The sequence below is a fragment of the Aestuariibacter sp. A3R04 genome (assembly GCF_018860805.1).
Classification (GTDB): domain Bacteria; phylum Pseudomonadota; class Gammaproteobacteria; order Enterobacterales; family Alteromonadaceae; genus Alteromonas.
The window spans coordinates 534,727-550,656 of record NZ_JAHKQR010000011.1; the positions used below are offsets into that span (position 1 = coordinate 534,727).

15 protein-coding genes and 6 tRNA genes are annotated in these 15,930 nt (G+C 47.5%); 13 read left to right on the forward strand and 8 right to left on the reverse strand.

All coding sequences use genetic code 11. The features are described from left to right. The first annotated feature begins 44 nt into the window (after positions 1–44). Genes bioB through bioD form a run of 4 tightly spaced genes read left to right on the forward strand, consistent with a single transcriptional unit; the run spans position 45 to position 3,772 of the window. A complete protein-coding gene (gene bioB / locus KO518_RS11735) occupies positions 45–1,145 on the forward strand; it encodes a biotin synthase BioB (protein ID WP_216026012.1) in 1,101 nt (366 codons plus the stop codon). Next, positions 1,145–2,302, forward strand: coding sequence for an 8-amino-7-oxononanoate synthase (gene bioF / locus KO518_RS11740; protein ID WP_216026013.1), 1,158 nt, complete (start codon positions 1,145–1,147; stop codon positions 2,300–2,302). The genes bioB and bioF overlap by 1 nt, the downstream gene beginning before the upstream one ends. Then, a complete protein-coding gene (locus tag KO518_RS11745; RefSeq protein ID WP_216026014.1) occupies positions 2,299–3,096 on the forward strand; it encodes a methyltransferase domain-containing protein in 798 nt (265 codons plus the stop codon). The genes bioF and KO518_RS11745 overlap by 4 nt, the downstream gene beginning before the upstream one ends. 1 nt (position 3,097) lies before the next feature. Then, entirely contained in the window at positions 3,098–3,772 is a 675-nt protein-coding gene (bioD, locus tag KO518_RS11750; RefSeq protein ID WP_216026015.1) for a dethiobiotin synthase, read from the forward strand. Here bioD and pepE read toward each other — a convergent pair. Further along, positions 3,734–4,465 carry a dipeptidase PepE gene (gene pepE / locus KO518_RS11755; protein ID WP_216026016.1) on the reverse strand — a complete coding sequence of 244 codons (732 nt, stop codon included), beginning with the start codon at positions 4,463–4,465 and terminating at the stop codon, positions 3,734–3,736. The two genes, bioD and pepE, sit on opposite strands and share 39 nt — an antisense overlap. A 98-nt stretch (positions 4,466–4,563) precedes the next feature. On the opposite strand from pepE, the gene KO518_RS11760 reads away from it, so the two are divergent. Then, positions 4,564–5,031, forward strand: a complete 468-nt coding sequence (locus KO518_RS11760) for a low molecular weight protein-tyrosine-phosphatase (RefSeq protein WP_216026017.1) — start codon at positions 4,564–4,566, stop codon at positions 5,029–5,031. 187 nt (positions 5,032–5,218) lie between these two features. Beyond that, positions 5,219–6,565, forward strand: a complete 1,347-nt coding sequence (locus KO518_RS11765; protein WP_216026018.1) for a class II 3-deoxy-7-phosphoheptulonate synthase — start codon at positions 5,219–5,221, stop codon at positions 6,563–6,565. 21 nt (positions 6,566–6,586) lie between these two features. On the opposite strand, the gene KO518_RS11770 is transcribed toward KO518_RS11765, so the two are convergent. Continuing rightward, a complete protein-coding gene (locus KO518_RS11770) occupies positions 6,587–6,907 on the reverse strand; it encodes a hypothetical protein (protein WP_216026019.1) in 321 nt (106 codons plus the stop codon). An 85-nt stretch (positions 6,908–6,992) separates the two neighbouring features. Between KO518_RS11770 and KO518_RS11775 the strand changes: the two genes are divergently transcribed. Beyond that, the gene (locus KO518_RS11775) at positions 6,993–7,388 is read left to right on the forward strand and encodes a DUF3224 domain-containing protein (RefSeq protein WP_216026020.1); all 396 of its coding nucleotides are present in this window, start codon (positions 6,993–6,995) and stop codon (positions 7,386–7,388) included. Positions 7,389–7,407: 19 nt separating this feature from the next. On the opposite strand, the gene KO518_RS11780 is transcribed toward KO518_RS11775, so the two are convergent. Both KO518_RS11780 and KO518_RS11785 read right to left on the reverse strand, forming a co-directional pair. Further along, positions 7,408–7,659: a DUF3820 family protein gene (locus tag KO518_RS11780; RefSeq protein WP_216026021.1), complete on the reverse strand. Its 252-nt coding sequence runs from the start codon at positions 7,657–7,659 to the stop codon at positions 7,408–7,410. After that, a complete protein-coding gene (locus KO518_RS11785) occupies positions 7,626–9,416 on the reverse strand; it encodes an ABC transporter ATP-binding protein/permease (RefSeq protein ID WP_216026022.1) in 1,791 nt (596 codons plus the stop codon). The genes KO518_RS11780 and KO518_RS11785 overlap by 34 nt, the downstream gene beginning before the upstream one ends. A 141-nt stretch (positions 9,417–9,557) precedes the next feature. On the opposite strand from KO518_RS11785, the gene moaA reads away from it, so the two are divergent. Together moaA and KO518_RS11795 are read left to right on the forward strand one after the other, a co-directional pair. Then, positions 9,558–10,526 carry a GTP 3',8-cyclase MoaA gene (moaA, locus tag KO518_RS11790; protein WP_216026023.1) on the forward strand — a complete coding sequence of 323 codons (969 nt, stop codon included), beginning with the start codon at positions 9,558–9,560 and terminating at the stop codon, positions 10,524–10,526. A gap of 4 nt (positions 10,527–10,530) precedes the next feature. Continuing rightward, positions 10,531–11,076, forward strand: coding sequence for a GNAT family N-acetyltransferase (locus KO518_RS11795; protein ID WP_216026024.1), 546 nt, complete (start codon positions 10,531–10,533; stop codon positions 11,074–11,076). A 14-nt stretch (positions 11,077–11,090) separates the two neighbouring features. On the opposite strand, the gene KO518_RS11800 is transcribed toward KO518_RS11795, so the two are convergent. From KO518_RS11800 to KO518_RS11815, 4 genes are all read right to left on the reverse strand, one after another. After that, complete coding sequence (locus KO518_RS11800) at positions 11,091–12,725, reverse strand: response regulator (protein WP_216026025.1); 1,635 nt, start codon at positions 12,723–12,725, stop codon at positions 11,091–11,093. Between the two features lie 263 nt (positions 12,726–12,988). Continuing rightward, positions 12,989–13,064: transfer RNA gene (locus KO518_RS11805), tRNA-Val, on the reverse strand. A gap of 47 nt (positions 13,065–13,111) precedes the next feature. Continuing rightward, positions 13,112–13,187 (reverse strand) — tRNA-Val (locus tag KO518_RS11810). 96 nt (positions 13,188–13,283) lie between these two features. Beyond that, positions 13,284–13,359 (reverse strand) — tRNA-Val (locus KO518_RS11815). Positions 13,360–13,694: 335 nt separating this feature from the next. Here KO518_RS11815 and gltX point away from each other — a divergent pair. The 4 genes from gltX to KO518_RS11835 all read left to right on the forward strand — a co-directional run bounded on the left by gltX (position 13,695) and on the right by KO518_RS11835 (position 15,873). Continuing rightward, positions 13,695–15,104: a glutamate--tRNA ligase gene (gene gltX / locus KO518_RS11820; RefSeq protein WP_216026026.1), complete on the forward strand. Its 1,410-nt coding sequence runs from the start codon at positions 13,695–13,697 to the stop codon at positions 15,102–15,104. Positions 15,105–15,192: 88 nt separating this feature from the next. Next, positions 15,193–15,268 (forward strand) — tRNA-Ala (locus tag KO518_RS11825). 223 nt (positions 15,269–15,491) lie between these two features. Next, positions 15,492–15,567, forward strand: a tRNA-Glu gene (locus KO518_RS11830). A 230-nt stretch (positions 15,568–15,797) separates the two neighbouring features. Beyond that, a tRNA-Glu gene (locus tag KO518_RS11835) sits at positions 15,798–15,873 on the forward strand. Positions 15,874–15,930 lie beyond the last annotated feature (57 nt).

A 15,930-nucleotide genomic window follows, 5' to 3' on the forward strand; every position in this document is an offset into this window, starting at 1 on the left:
GTGCATAGACTAAGCCAGCTCAAAACAATAGTAAAGGATACGGCATGACAACAGCGGTTAATGCACCACAACTTCAGGCAGATATAAGACATGACTGGACTTCACAGGAGGTTCAGGCGTTATTTGCCATGCCGTTTAACGATTTGCTCTTTAAGGCCCAAACGATTCACAGACAGTATTTCGATCCCAATGAAGTACAGGTAAGTACATTATTGTCGATTAAAACCGGTGCGTGTCCTGAAGATTGCAAGTATTGCCCGCAGTCAGCGAGGTATGATACTGGGTTGGAAAAAGAGCGACTATTGGAAATTGAAAAAGTTATCCAGCGTGCGCGGGAAGCCAAAGCGGCAGGTTCTACCCGATTCTGTATGGGAGCTGCATGGCGCAATCCTCGCGACCGGGACATGCCCTATGTTACTCAGATGGTCTCTGAGGTGAAAAAACTCGGCCTGGAAACGTGTATGACACTGGGCATGCTAACCCGTGAGCAGGCCATAGCATTAAAGCAAGCGGGTCTTGATTATTACAATCACAATCTGGATACGTCTCCGGAATTTTACGGCGACATAATCACAACTCGTACATACAGCGATCGCCTGGATACGCTGCAAAACGTCCGAGACGCGGGGATGAATGTCTGTTCAGGAGGCATTGTGGGCATGGGAGAATCGGCGTCAGATCGTGCCGGTCTGCTGGTACAACTGGCGAATTTGCCGGAACATCCACAAAGTGTACCCATCAACATGCTGGTGAAAGTGGAAGGCACACCATTGGACAACGTGGAAGATTTGGAGCCCTTTGAGTTTATTCGCACTATTGCGGTGGCTCGCATTATGATGCCTGCATCACACGTTCGTTTGTCTGCGGGGCGGGAAAACATGAACGAGCAAATGCAGGCGTTGTGTTTTATGGCTGGGGCTAATTCAATATTTTATGGCTGTAAGTTGTTGACTACCTCCAATCCGGACACTCATGAAGACGTATTGCTGTTTAAAAAACTGGGTATTAATACCGAGCGCACCCGGGCGTTTTCTGATGAAGCCCATGCGCAGGCCTTACAAGATGAAATTGCCACGCAAAATAACGCTGAAGATTTGTTTTACGATGCTACAGCAGGGAAAAAATCTCAGTTGTCGGAGGCCTGATGGCGTTTGATTTTATTCACGCTGGGTTACAGGAAAAACAAGAAGCCGGGTATTTGCGTGAGCGGGTTTGCATCGAGTATGAAAAAGACGCCATTATTTGTATTAATGGTGAGCACTACCTGAATTTTGCCAGCAACGACTATCTTGGTATGCGTCAGCACCACGGTGTGCTTCAAAGCTGGGTTGAAGGCCTTGCCCAGTTTGGCGGTGGCAGTGGTGCGTCGCCATTGGTGACTGGCTATACTCAGGCCCATTGCGCGTTGGAAAGCTATTTGGAAGAACACTTACAACGTGAAGCTGTGCTGTTGTTTAATTCGGGTTTTGCAGCCAATCAGGCGATTTGCCAAGCATTACTTAAGTCCGACGTTCAGGTGTTTGTCGATCGCTACATGCATGCATCATTCTTAGACGGCGTAATGGCGGGCAAAGCCAAGTTTAAACGATATAACCACAACGACAAGCAACAGCTTTCGAGCCTGCTTGCCGCGAGTAGCGGTGACAAGCTGGTGGCCACAGAAGGTATATTTAGCATGGATGGTGATGCCGCACCTGTGCGAGATATGGCGGAAATGTGCCGGCAGCATGATGCTTGGTTAATGCTCGATGATGCCCATGGCTTTGGCGTATTCGGTGATAACGGATTGGGTACGGTTGAGCAATATCAACTGTCGCAACAGGACGCGCCCCTTGTCATGGGGACTTTTGGGAAAGCGGTAGGCACAGCGGGCGCATTTGTGGCGGGGAGTCAGTCGCTTGTTGAATATTTGATTAACCATGCAAGACACTACATCTATTCAACCTCCATACCAGCTTCTCAGGCCGTTGCAACCTTGTTTTCGTTAACTGCAATTAGCACAGGGAATGAGCGCGAGAGACTTAAGAGTAACATCGCCTTTTTTCGAGAACAGGTACAGCAGCACGGGTTTGACATTCTTCCTTCTGAAAGCGCAATTCAGCCTTTGATCATTGGTGACCCTAACAAAGCGATGGCATTCTCCGCACAACTGCGACAACGAGGAATTTGGGTGCCGGCTATACGGTATCCCACCGTACCAAAGGGATCAGACAGGTTGCGTATCACGCTAAGTGCACAGCACGTGGAAAAAGACATCAGTGTACTTGTGGATGCACTGGCGTTAGCCAGAGATTCAGTATGATGGCAGACCAAACGGTGGTGGCCTGCCCACGAGATTGCGTGCGAAAAAAAGCCATCGCAGCGCGCTTTAGCAAAGCCTGCCGTTCCTACGATGAAACGGCACATATTCAAGCGACTATCGCCAGTGATGTGCGTGACCGCATGGGGACGATTCAAGGTGGGGCATTATTGGATATTGGTTGTGCCACCGGTACGCTAACCGCTAAATTGAAGACGTTTGCCAGCGCAATTACCGCTGTGGATATTTCACCGAAAATGATTTCAAGCGCACAATCCCGGCACCGTGATATTCAGTTTTTTGAAGGTCAGGCAGAAGCTTTGCCCTTCCAAAACGACATATTTCACCTCGTCTATTCTTCAATGGCACTGCAATGGGTGTCGTCCCCGGGGTTGGCGATGGATGAAATTCACCGGGTATTAAAAAAACGGGGTACTGCTTATCTTGCCATTATGGTTGCCGGTTCCTTTCAAGAGCTTATCAGCGCAAGGGCTGCGGCGTCCCTTCCAGACACAGTGAACTCGCTGGCAAGTGTATTGGCATGGCAAAATGCAGCGATCAGTAGCGGTTTAAACATTCAAGGGTCTGCAATTACCTCATACGTCGACAGGTTTTCCAATGTGCGACAGTTGTTGCGCTCTATCACCGGGGTTGGAGCGGGTTTGTCGCTGGCCAATGCCAGTGTGAAACCCCTTAACCGCACGAAACTCGATGCCTTGCAGAAGGTATACGTGCAAGACGATAACCGCTTATTTCCACTTACTTATCAGGTTCTACATTTAACGCTGGAAAAATAACATGTCCGTTTTTTTTGTCACAGGTACAGATACGGAAGTGGGCAAAACCTATGTCTCTTCTTTACTATTACAGGCTGCAGCTTCTGTTGGAAAGCGCACTGTCGGTTACAAACCTGTCTCCGCGGGGTGTGAGTTTATCAACGGGGAATGGAGCAACGAAGATGCTCGAGCATTGCAAAACGCATCGTCCATAGAGGTGTCCCTCCAGGATGTAAACCCCATCGCCCTTAAACCTCCTATTGCTCCTCATATTGCGGCGAAACAAGCCGGTCTGGAAATCACTCAGCAAAACATCATTGCCGGGTTTGAGCATTTAGTCGCGAAGCAACCTGATTTTATGCTAGTAGAAGGGGCCGGGGGATGGCGATTGCCCTTGTCTTCTTCGTTGTGGATGCCAGAGGTCGTCAAAGCGTTGAAACTGGATGTCATTGTTGTGGTTGGTATGCGTTTAGGGTGCTTGAATCACGCCATGTTAACCATTGATGCTATCCAACGAGACGGACTAAAAGTGAAGGGCTGGGTGGCCAATCAGTTAAGTGCGCAGATGCCTGTTTATCAGGATAACCTCAATACGTTAAAAGGGGCAATAAGCGCCCCTCTTATCGCCGAGATTCCCTTCTCTCAATCCGTTGAGGCGTTACAGCGCATCATCCACCGAATGGAGGTATTGGCTTAAATCGTCCCCGTCTGAAAGCAATTTTTTTTGCTTTCCTAAGAACACATAACCGCCAGATTTTCCCTTAAAAGTCAGGGTATTATTTGTCAGTGATAACGCAGTTCCCTCGCGAATAGCCAGCACGGCGGTAGTAGGATTTAACGCAGTAAATTCGCGAAGCCGTTGATCCCGCGTTTCTCCGTTAAAACCCGGTGGGTGATAATCGGAGTAATGTGGATTGAGCTGACAAGGCAGAACGTCAAGTGCATTAAAAGAAGGTGGCTCGATAATCGGCATATCGTTGGTTGTTCGTATGGTTGCACCGCAAATATTAGAACCCGCGCTCCAGCCGATATACGGCGTACCACCGTCGATGGCGAGCTTTAGCAGAGGGATAAGGGAGAGTTTGTAAAGACAATGTAACAAGTTGAACGTGTTACCTCCGCCAACCATCATCGCCGTGTCTTGCCTGATAGCCTGAGAAACGGCTTCGGCTGGGTTTGCTTCAGTGTGCAGGCCTCTAATGTTCAAATGGGGTAAAGCCTGTTGTACTTTTTCCGTGTATTCGTCCCAAGATACGGTTACCCCAGCGTACGGGACAAACAGGATGTCGCGGATCGGGCCCAAGTGTGCAAGAATGAGGGGCTTGGCGTGAAGTAAGTAATCTTCGTCTCCTACGCGGGAGCTACTTAACATAAGTACGTGGGCAGGCATATGGTCTCCATAGGTCGTAGCATAATTTTTTTCATCATACTTGAAGCCAGTGGCTGTGTTTAGCCCGTGTGCTGTATTGTTTTGATGTAGGGTTTCAAATGGATAAAAAACCATCGGTATTGTTTGTGTGTCTGGGGAACATTTGTCGTTCCCCCACCGCAGAGGCCGTATTTCGCCACAAAGCGAAACAGGCCGGTCTAGCAGTGGATATTGAGTCTGCCGGTACCCACGGGTATCACATTGGTAAAGAACCTGATAAGCGTTCTCAAGCTTGCGGTGCACAAAGGGGGTACTCGTTTGAGGGCATCAGTTGTCGGCGTGTGGAAAGCCGTGATTTTGAACATTTCGATTTCATTCTTGCCATGGACGAAAGTAATTTCGACAACTTGCACAAAGTATGTCCTGATGAATTTAAACATAAAATTCGTTATTTTCTGGAATTTACCACCGGTCCAGAACGCGAAGTCCCGGATCCATACTACGGTGGAAAACGCGGCTTTGAGTTGGTGTTAGACCTCATCGAGCAAGCGTCAGACGGACTCATTCAGCACTTGCAAGGTCACTAAGAAATCGATCTGGCCTATTGGTCATCACTTTTTGGAAGGTATTTAAATTCATTGTTGCTTTATGGCTCTCGTCTGCGCAAAAAAATCACTTTTTTTCTCACGTCATGATCTGCGGTACAAACAGAATTGTGTTAACATGTGGGCAATGAATACGGGCCATCGCTATCAATAAATACGAGGAGTAAGCGTGAGTAACTGGCAACCCGACAGCTGGAGAAAAAAGCCAATTCTGCAGCAACCTGAATATGACAATCAGGAACAAGTAGCACAAGTTGAACAAACATTGAGCTCGTATCCTCCGCTCGTGTTTGCAGCTGAAGCCCGTGAACTGCGTCGTCAGCTCGGCGAAGTGGCTCAGGGCAAAGGTTTTTTATTGCAGGGTGGGGATTGCGCAGAATCTTTTGATGAGTTCAACGCGCCAAAAATTCGCGACACGTTTAAAGTTTTGCTGCAAATGGCCATTGTGATGACTTTTGCCGGTCGTTGCCCGGTAACTAAGGTCGCCCGCATGGCTGGGCAGTATGCTAAGCCGCGTTCTTCTGATGTTGAAACCATCAACGGTGTTACGCTGCCAAGTTATCGCGGAGATATCATTAATAGTTTCGAATTTACTGAAGATGCTCGCCGACCTGATCCACAGCGGTTGTTGGATGCCTATCATCGTAGTGCATCCACGCTCAATTTATTGCGGGCGTTTGCACAGGGTGGTTTGGCAGATCTTAGCGAAGTGAATCGCTGGAATATGGCATTTGTGGAAAACAGCCCCCTTAAAGATCGCTATCAGGATATGGCTGGTCGCATTCAGGATGCCATTGAGTTTATGAAAGTCATTGGACTGAATGCTTTGAACACGCCAGCTTTGCATGAAACGACGCTGTTTACTTCTCACGAAGCCTTGTTGTTGAATTACGAACAGGCGCTGACACGCACAGACACTCTTACTGGCAAGCCTTACAATTGTTCTGCCCATATGGTGTGGATTGGTGAGAGGACCCGTCAGCTCGATCATGCACATGTGGAATTTTTCCGCGGCATTCACAACCCCATTGGTGTGAAAGTGGGCCCCACTATGGACGAAGATGAGCTGATCAGGCTGATCGACGTGTTAAGCCCTGACAACGATCCTGGCCGTCTTACGCTTATCACTCGTATGGGGGCCGACAAGTTAGAGCAAAATTTGCCCCGGTTGTTACGCAGAGTTAAGGCGGAAGGTCGCAACGTTGTCTGGAGTTCAGACCCTATGCACGGCAATACTTTTTCGGCTTCAAGTGGATATAAAACCCGGAATTTCGACGCTATATTAAGTGAAATTCGCCAGTTCTTCGCGGCGCATGAAGCCGAAGGAACGCACGCTGGTGGCGTTCATCTTGAAATGACCGGTCAGCATGTGACTGAATGTACTGGCGGAGCATATCAGATATCTGATGAAGATCTGAAGCAAGCCTATAAAACGCAGTGCGATCCGCGTTTAAATGCCGATCAGGTTTTGGAGATGGCCTTCTTGGTTGCAGATCACCTGCGAAATGGCCACTAAGTACTGATAAATGCGCTGTCACTATTCTGACAGCGCATCCTTCCTTTCTTCCTCGGTTAATACCCCAACAAAAATTGTGCTTCTGCGCAATGCATACCACCTTGGCTCAACGCTCAAGAGTTGCGCACTAAATACTTCTGGTTCTTCTAGCTCAAGCAGGCTCTGCCAAAGTAAGTAGCTGCCATATCGAATGAGCTTTTGTTCGTACCGTTTTTCTAACACCTTCTTTGCTTGCATTATAAAGAGGGGCTGAGCGATAACTTTTTTTGCAATTGCCCGGTGAATGGCAAGGATTCTGTCATCAATAAGGTTATTTTTCTGCCTTTTGGTTTGTGAGTACATGGAACTAAAAGCGCTAGTAAATTGCGATGAGATATGTATGATTATACAGTAGTGTGTGGCAATTACCAAAGTATAAGGAAAGAACATGCAAGCCAGTGGAGAATTTACAGTAGCCCTGCAACCAGTAGATTGTAGTGTGAAGGCGCAAGGCGGTCTCAAGCCAGCGAGAATGACTATCAGTAAGCATTTTCAGGGGCCGTTAACTGCAGAAAGCCACGGCGAAATGTTGTCAGTAATGACGACTACATCCGGTTCGGCCGGTTATGTAGCAATAGAGATAGTCACCGGTGCTCTGAAAGGTAAAACAGGAACCTTTGCGCTACAACATTTCGGCTTAATGGATAAGGGCCAGGACAGTTTAACACTTAAAGTCATTCCTGATTCGGGCACGGATGCACTCACTGGTTTAAGGGGAGACATGACCATTCACATTAAAGACGGTGTGCATTACTATCACTTCGATTACCAATTGAGTAATTAAATGCAGCCCGACATCCTGTTCAGTCGTCCTCTACAAGCGGTTCGGCTAAGGCTTCCAGCCCGTTGAGTTTAATTTCGTAGAGCAACGCCAGTTGCTCTCCTAGTTTTCCCTTGGGGAAGCCTTGTTTGTGAAACCACACCAAGTAGGGTTCCGGCAAATAGAAGAGCTTTCTACCCGCGTACTTGCCGAATGGCATAACCGTATTAACTGCTGTTTTTAAGAGGGAGGCGTCCAAGGTCACTCCTTTAATTGAGCCTGTTGAAGTGTCCATAAACGGGCGTATTCCCCGTTTTTGTCCAATAAACTGGTATGAGTACCTACTTCCGCTATTTGACCACCTATTAATACAATAATGTGATTCGCATCTGTAATGGTCGATAGACGATGGGCGATAACCAAGCTGCTGTGTCCGATAGCGAGGGCAGACAACCTTTGTAAAATAGCTTGTTCCGAACCACTGTCCAGTGACGACGTCGCTTCGTCAAATATCATAATGGGTGGGTTTTTGAGAAGAGCCCGGGCAATGGCAACCCGTTGTTTCTCACCACCGGAAAGCTTCAAACCTCGTTCGCCAACTCGGGTGTTCAGTTTTTCTGGTAGCTGAGCAATAAAATCGTCTAAATGAGCGGTCTTAATCGCGCGGTTAATTTCTGCTTCTGAAGCGTCCGGTTTACCATAGCGAATGTTTTCCAGCAAGGTATCGTTGAACAACACGGTATCCTGAGGTACCAGGCCCAGCTGACGTCGCAACGACTCTTGAGTGACCTCTCGTATGTCCTGATTGTCAATTAGAATACGTCCTGCCGTCACATCATAAAAACGAAAAAGCAAGCGAGTAATGGTTGATTTACCAGCCCCGCTTGCTCCGACAATGGCCAGTTTTTCGCCGGGAGACAGGGTAAAACTGATGTCATTAAGCACTGGCCTGTCGCTGCGGTATGCGAAGCTGACATGTTCAAAACGCACTTCTCCACGAGTAACTTTTAATTGTCTTCCATCGTTTTTGTCTTCCACTGCCGACTTTCTCTCAAGCAGTGCGAACAGATTGTCGATGTTCGCCAGAGAGCCTCGAATTTCCCTGTATACAAAGCCTAAAAAGTTAAGGGGCATAAATATTTGCATGGTAAAGGCATTGATGAGGACAAAATCGCCAATGGTCATATTACCCTGAGCAACGCCGTGTGCCGCCATGGCCATCATCGCCGTCATGGCTGAGGCGATGATCAGAGCCTGGCCGCCGTTTAAGGCAAATAGTGATAACCTGTTTTTACGCCGCGCTTGTTCCCATTTGGCGAGGTTTTCGTCGTACCGGTTTGCTTCATACGCCTCGTTGTTGAAGTACTTTACGGTTTCAAAGTTCAGCAGGCTATCTATGGCACGGGTATGAGTGGAAGAGTCTGCCTGATTCATCGCCTGAACATAGCGAGTGCGCCAGTGTGTGGCTTTCATAGAATAGAGTACGTACAACACCACAGAGGTCAAAATAATGGCGGCAAAAGACAAACCGTACTGAACGAGCAGTAAACCGACCACTACAGTAATTTCAAGGAGAGTGGGACCAATATTAAAAACTAAAAAACGCATGAGAAAGCTGATCCCTGAAGTTCCCCTTTCTATATCCCGGGAAAGCCCCCCAGTTTGGCGATTGAGGTGAAATCCAAGATCCAGGCGATGCAGATGATTGAACACTTTGAGTCCCATTCTGCGCATGGCCCGTTCCGTCACCCTGCCAAATAAGGTGTCGCGAATTTCACTGATAATGACGTTGAGTAAGCGCAGGGTGCCGTAGGCAACAATAAGGGCTAGCGGAACGGCAACAAACCCGGTTTTATCGCCGGGAACACTGAGTGCATCTACCGTATATTTCAGAACATAGGGCAAGCCCACGGAAGCGACTTTGGCCAGAACCAAACATGTCAGGGCCAGCAAAACCCGGCCTTTGAATTCCAAAAGGTATGGCCAAAGTTGTTGAATAACCTGCCAGCGCACAGGAACACTCGGGTCAACATTAAATTTCGATGGTCGCATTGTGTACTGTCTGACCCTGTTAGGTTGAGGTTGGTCATGGTATCCTAAACCCATGAATGTAAAAAGTGACGTATTTGAAATTGTCAGTAAAGTATGGCGGTCTTTTGTGTTATGTGATCAAACCGTTACCGGGGAGCCCAATTGTTAGAGGATAGCTTTGGTCGTAGATTTCATTATTTGCGTTTGTCTATTACTGAAGCGTGTAACTTCAGGTGTCAGTATTGCTTGCCTGATGGTTATAAGGGCCCATCGGACGACGCGTTTATGGCGCTGCCTGAAATCACAACTCTGGTTAAGACCTTCGCCGCTCTGGGTACCAGTAAAGTAAGAATAACTGGAGGCGAGCCCAGTCTGCGGAGGGACTTTGTTGAGGTAATAGAGGTATGTAAAGCCACTGAGGGCGTAAACAAGGTTGCCACCACAACACATGGGGCGCGACTCAAGCGTGATGCTAAGTCGTGGAAGCAAGCCGGCTTAGACCAAATTAATGTTAGCATCGATAGTTTGGACCCCCGCCAATTTGCAGATATCACCGGTCACAATAAGCTTACAGCAATTTTAGACGGCATCGATGTCGCTTTGCAGGAAGAGCTGACGGTGAAGGTCAATACGGTATTTCTCAAAGACTACGCGGGTAAACAACTCCATGAGTTTAAGCAATGGCTTAAACACACACCAGTGACTTTGCGTTTCATTGAACTCATGGAAACCGGTGATCACCCTCGTTTTTTCAAACAACAGCATTTGTCGGGCGGCCCTGTCAAAACCGAGTTACTCAGTGAAGGTTGGCAGCCGGTTATTCGCACCAAAGATGCAGGCCCGGCGGAAGAGTTTTTCCACCCAGAATACGCAGGGCGTATCGGTCTGATTATGCCGTACAGCAAGGATTTTTGTCAGAGCTGTAATCGACTGCGGGTGGCGGCGAATGGGAAACTTCATTTGTGCTTGTTCAGTGAACAGGGCATTGATATCAGACCGTATTTGAAAAATGGCGATGTACCAGGTTTAATGGCTTTTTTGCAACAATTACTGGGGAAAAAACACGCCACTCATTATTTACATGATGGCATTACAGGGGCAACGTCTCACTTAGCGATGCTTGGAGGGTGACGATGTGAATGTTGCGGATTCTTCGCGCCTCTCTTTTCATTTCATTACCGCAGATGACGCTGACTTTCTCTGGTCTCTCGACCAGGATGAAGAAGTGATGCGATACCTCACTGGTGGAAGGAAAACCACCAGAGAAGAAATCAACCATACGTTTTTACCCCGCTTAGCGGCGTTTTCCCAACGGGACAAAGGCTGGGGTTTGTGGCGCGTGGCCGAAAAAGGCAAAGGCGGAAATGATTTGGGGTGGATCCTGGTGCGGCCAATGGGCTTTTTCTCAGGAGAAAGAGACGACGAAAATATTGAATTAGGCTGGCGTTTCCGCCGTGTTAGTTGGGGCAGGGGAGTGGCCACAGAAGCAGCGCGTCAGGTGAAACAGTGTTTAGTAGACCACGGCTATCGACGTTTTTCAGCCATAGCACTGCCCGAAAACCGGGGGTCTATAGCGGTGATGAAAAAATTGGGACTGACGTTTTCCCATCATTTTCGCTACACCGATGACGTATTTGACGAGGATGTGGTGGTGTATGAGCAGCACTTCGACACGGAGTAGTTTTACTCTGGTTTTTATATATCGACGAGGGTGCGCACGGTTTTTTTCAGTTTCTGATAACGCTCTTGTTGCTCGTCAGTCAACGTTGCCGTTTCAACGGTAGTCATGCAGTTATACAACAACTCTCTGGTGGCGGCATTGTTTGATGCCCGCTGAGCGCGTATCTCGGTAGCCGTGGTTTGAATGAGATTGATTGCAATCGCAGGGTTTTTCGGCATGACGGTAAAGGCTTGCCTGAACGCGTGAAGTGCTTGCTGCGTATTTCCTTGATGATAGTATGCAACGGCAATATTGTTCAGCGCTTTGGGACTGTGAGCAATAGTGCTCTTTTCGAATTTTTCTTGTTTCACGTAGTGAAGCAACAGGTTGTTTTCCTGCTCATCTGCAAGACAGCGCTGCTCAATAGTATCCAGGATTGCCAGCGCGTGTTCTTGTAACCCCACTTCGTGAAACGCTTTGGCCCTATCCATGAGAGCTTCAGTACTTTCCTGTTCCCAGGTTTCATTTGACAACTGACCCAGCAGATTTTTTGCTTTTTCGGTTTCATCGTCGAGATAGTACAAGCGGGCATTGATAACGGTGAGTTCTGAATCTAACTGCGCCTTGGGAAAAGCCGATTTCATTTGGCGAATAAAATCCTTAGCCTGGTGCACCAGTACTTGCGTTTCTTTGGTGTCTGCGGTCATAGCAAAATCAATACCTGCTCGGGCAACATTTAAATAGTTTTCAGGTTTATCGTGAATCGAATGTTTTGCATATTTTACCACGCGCTTAGCTGCATCAAACTGCATTTCATAGTCGTGAGTGAGGCGGGATAAGGTCACCGCTTTTTTGTGCCGGTGGACATTGCGGGGAGAAATACCGCTGGCAAGGTTTACCGACTCCAATGCATCGTCAAAGGCTTGTTGCTTTATTTGCAGTGCGGTGAGTAAATCGTAGGCACTGAGCATGGCATCGGGTTGAAAAGCGAGGCGCAAAATCAGTTTTTCTGCTTCATCGTCTTTATCTAATTCAATATAACAGCGAATTAAGCCAAGGCGTGCCCAGGTGAAATCCTGGACGTTGATAATGGCCTGGTAAAAGTCTTCCGCTTCATGAGTCCTGCCACAGAGCATTAAAAGTTCCCCTTTAATGCGAAGGGCGAGGGGAAAGAATTCAGCGTTTTTAGGTTCGGTAAGAAATCGCTCAAGCTCTTCCAGTGCAGCGGGAAATGCATTGGCGTCCATGAGTGTATAGATAGGCTTGAGGGATTGTTTTCGCACCAAAACACGGCTTAACCGCTTGTCGAGTTCAGAAACAGAAAACGGTTTAGCGAGGAACTCGTCTGGCTGAAGCTCTACAATAGAATGTACTATTTCTGCTGTGGTATCGGCGGATATAAATACGAATGCTGTTGCCAGAGGCAGAAGCTGATGCGCTTTGAGTTGCTCATAGAGAAAGTAACCTTCTTTTTCTTCTTTTAAGTCGTAAGCGCAAACCACAAGGTCGAAATTTGATTCACTGATAGTTCTGCGCGCTTCTTCGGCACTATCAATATAACTTATATCCTGAAAGCCCAGCTCTTCCATGGTGTATTTCAGGTATCCTTTTGCCAGGATTTGGTCATCCACAATGAGTACGCGGATTTGTTGGGCGAGTTGTGTGTTCATGAGTTACGCTAGTACCTATCCATAGCAGCAAGGTTTAATTCGAATTATCGGCCGAAAAGAACAATTCCCTGAGAAATTGATTGTCTTGGCTCCTTTTTTCGAAGATAGCACGGATCGCGAGAAACCGTGAAGCGAATGAAACAATAAAACAACATGTACAGGGATTGAGAATGGATTGGACAGAAAAGTGGTGGACGCTACTGCGACTCGCAACGAATGTTGTTGAACCAGTGACCCGAGCAAGAACTTGAAAATAAGAAGGATGGTGGACGCTACTGGACTTGAACCAGTGACCCTCGCCTTGTAAGGGCGATGCTCTCCCAACTGAGCTAAGCGTCCTGAGATGATAGTAAAAAAGTAACGCTAAATTACCACTTGCAGAGAAGTGGTGGACGCTACTGGACTTGAACCAGTGACCCTCGCCTTGTAAGGGCGATGCTCTCCCAACTGAGCTAAGCGTCCGTCTTTCTTACTACAAATAGCCTTTTCACAGGCTTGTTCACTACAACCGGCAACGGCAATGGGTATTGCTAAACCAGTGGAATCCTGCCTGAAAAGTGGTGGACGCTACTGGACTTGAACCAGTGACCCTCGCCTTGTAAGGGCGATGCTCTCCCAACTGAGCTAAGCGTCCGCTATTTGTTTTCTTGCCGTGCTTGGCAAGTGGGGCGGTATTATAGAGTTGCTTGGCGTACTGTCAACCACAAAATTAAGGAAAAATGACTGATTGGCTGAATTGCCGCCAATCGTTGGGTTTTTCGATGGATTTTTAACAATGTTGGCCGTTTTGTAAGCAAGTGATTACCCGTGACTTTGCCTAAGTATGGTAAAAAATTGACAGAAGGGTAGTAATAGAAAGGCGATTTTTCATTCGCGTTTGCGGAATTGTGTAGCCGGGCTTTTTCAAAACTACCGACACTGGTAGAATGCCCGCAGTTTTCATTCCACGTTTTATTATAGAGATTATCAATGTCAGTCGTAACGCGATTTGCTCCTAGCCCAACAGGCTATCTTCATGTAGGCGGTGCCCGAACCGCTCTTTACTCCTGGTTATATGCAAAAAGTCAGGGGGGGGAATTTGTCCTTCGAATAGAAGATACAGATTTAGAGCGCTCTACTGACGACGCTAAACAAGCTATTTTAGACGGTATGCAATGGCTCGGCCTTACATGGGACAAAGGGCCCTATTATCAAACCGAGCGCTTTGATCGGTACAGGACGCTCATCCAGCAACTGTTGGATGAGGGAAAAGCCTATAAGTGCTTTATGTCTCCAGAAGAACTGGACGCCATAAGAGAGAAGCAAAAAGAGAACGGCGAGAAACCGCGATACCCGGGTACCTGGCGCGATCGTACAGATCATCCTGAGGGGGAACCCTTTGTTGTGCGTTTTAAAAACCCTCAGGAAGGCACAGTGGTTATTAACGATCACATTCGAGGCAAAATCGAGATAAGTAATGCGGAACTGGATGACTTGATTATTCAGCGTTCTGACGGTTCACCAACCTATAACTTCTGTGTTGTTGTTGATGACTGGGATATGGGGATTACTCATGTTGTGCGCGGTGAAGACCACATTAACAATACCCCGCGTCAAATTAATATTCTCAAGGCATTAGGAGCGCCGGTTCCTGAGTATGCGCACGTGTCAATGATACTGGGTGATGACGGTAAAAAACTGTCGAAACGTCACGGTGCCGTGAGTGTTATGCAATACCGTGATGATGGTTTTCTCCCCCAAGCTGTTTTAAATTACTTGGTAAGGCTGGGGTGGGCCCACGGCGACCAGGAAATTTTCTCAGTTGATGAGATGATTGAGTACTTCGATTTGGACGCTATTGGTCAATCGGCTTCAGCCTTTAACACCGAGAAACTGATTTGGCTAAATCAACATTACATGAAAACACTGCCTGCCAGTGAAGTGGCTTCCCGATTGAAGTGGCATTTTGATCAAATGAATATTGATTTGAGTGCCGGGCCTGCACTGGAGTCTGTCATTGCTATTCAGGCTGACAGAGTTAAAACGTTAAAAGAAATGGCTGAAATCAGCTGTTATTTTTATGAGGACTTTGAAGCATTTGATGCTAATGCGGCGAAAAAGCATCTTCGTCCGGTGGCGAAAGAAGCACTCAAGACAGTTAAAGAAATGTTGTTGGCAGTGGAAGAGTGGAATCCAGAGAATATTGCTGCCGCTATTAATAAGGCGGCAGAGACGTTGGGGGTTGGTATGGGCAAAATAGGTATGCCTTTGCGTGTAGCCGCCACTGGCAGTGGTAATTCGCCATCACTGGATATTACATTGAATCTGCTGTCAAAACAGAAGATTGCCGACAGAATAGACAATGCGCTTACTTTTATAGCAAACAGAGAAAATTCTTAAAAAAAGCGTTGACAGGACAGTAGGGGATGCCTAGAATGCGCCCCGCTGTCACGGAACAGCCGCATTAAAAAGTGGCTGAACTCAGGACGGGGCCATAGCTCAGCTGGGAGAGCGCCTGCATGGCATGCAGGAGGTCGGCGGTTCGATCCCGCCTGGCTCCACCAATTTTCATCATGTACCAGTATGTGATGTTGGCTGAAGGTTTGACCTTCGGACAGAAGTTTCGGTAAGGAAAAGTTGCTCGATTCGCAGCGTTTATCTCACCTTGCGGAAATTTAGTGAAGCTTTGCTTCACTTGCAAAATTGCCTAGGTAAAGGCCGCTATCACGTTAAAGTGATCTGCCTTACAAAATTTTAGTGTTGCAGCGCAGCGCCAGTAAAAATTTTGTCCCCTTCGTCTAGAGGCCTAGGACACCGCCCTTTCACGGCGGTAACAGGGGTTCGAATCCCCTAGGGGACGCCATATACATCGCATCACAGTCGATAAATACTGTGCAATAAGCTGAAGTTGATAATTCAACTTCTGACTGAAAAATTCAGTATACAAAGGTCGCTCAGTTCGCTGACTTACCTCGCACTACTGAAAAATTCGAAAGCGTAGCTTTCGAACCTGGGTTAAGGTTGAACTCGCGACAAATCGTGAATCGCCTTGCGGAAATTTAGCGAAGCTTGGCTTCGCAAAACCAAATTTCTGTCCCCTTCGTCTAGAGGCCTAGGACACCGCCCTTTCACGGCGGTAACAGGGGTTCGAATCCCCTAGGGGACGCCATAAAACGAAAAAGACCAGCATTTGCTGGTCTTTTTTTTTTACTGCTGAAAATCTTCA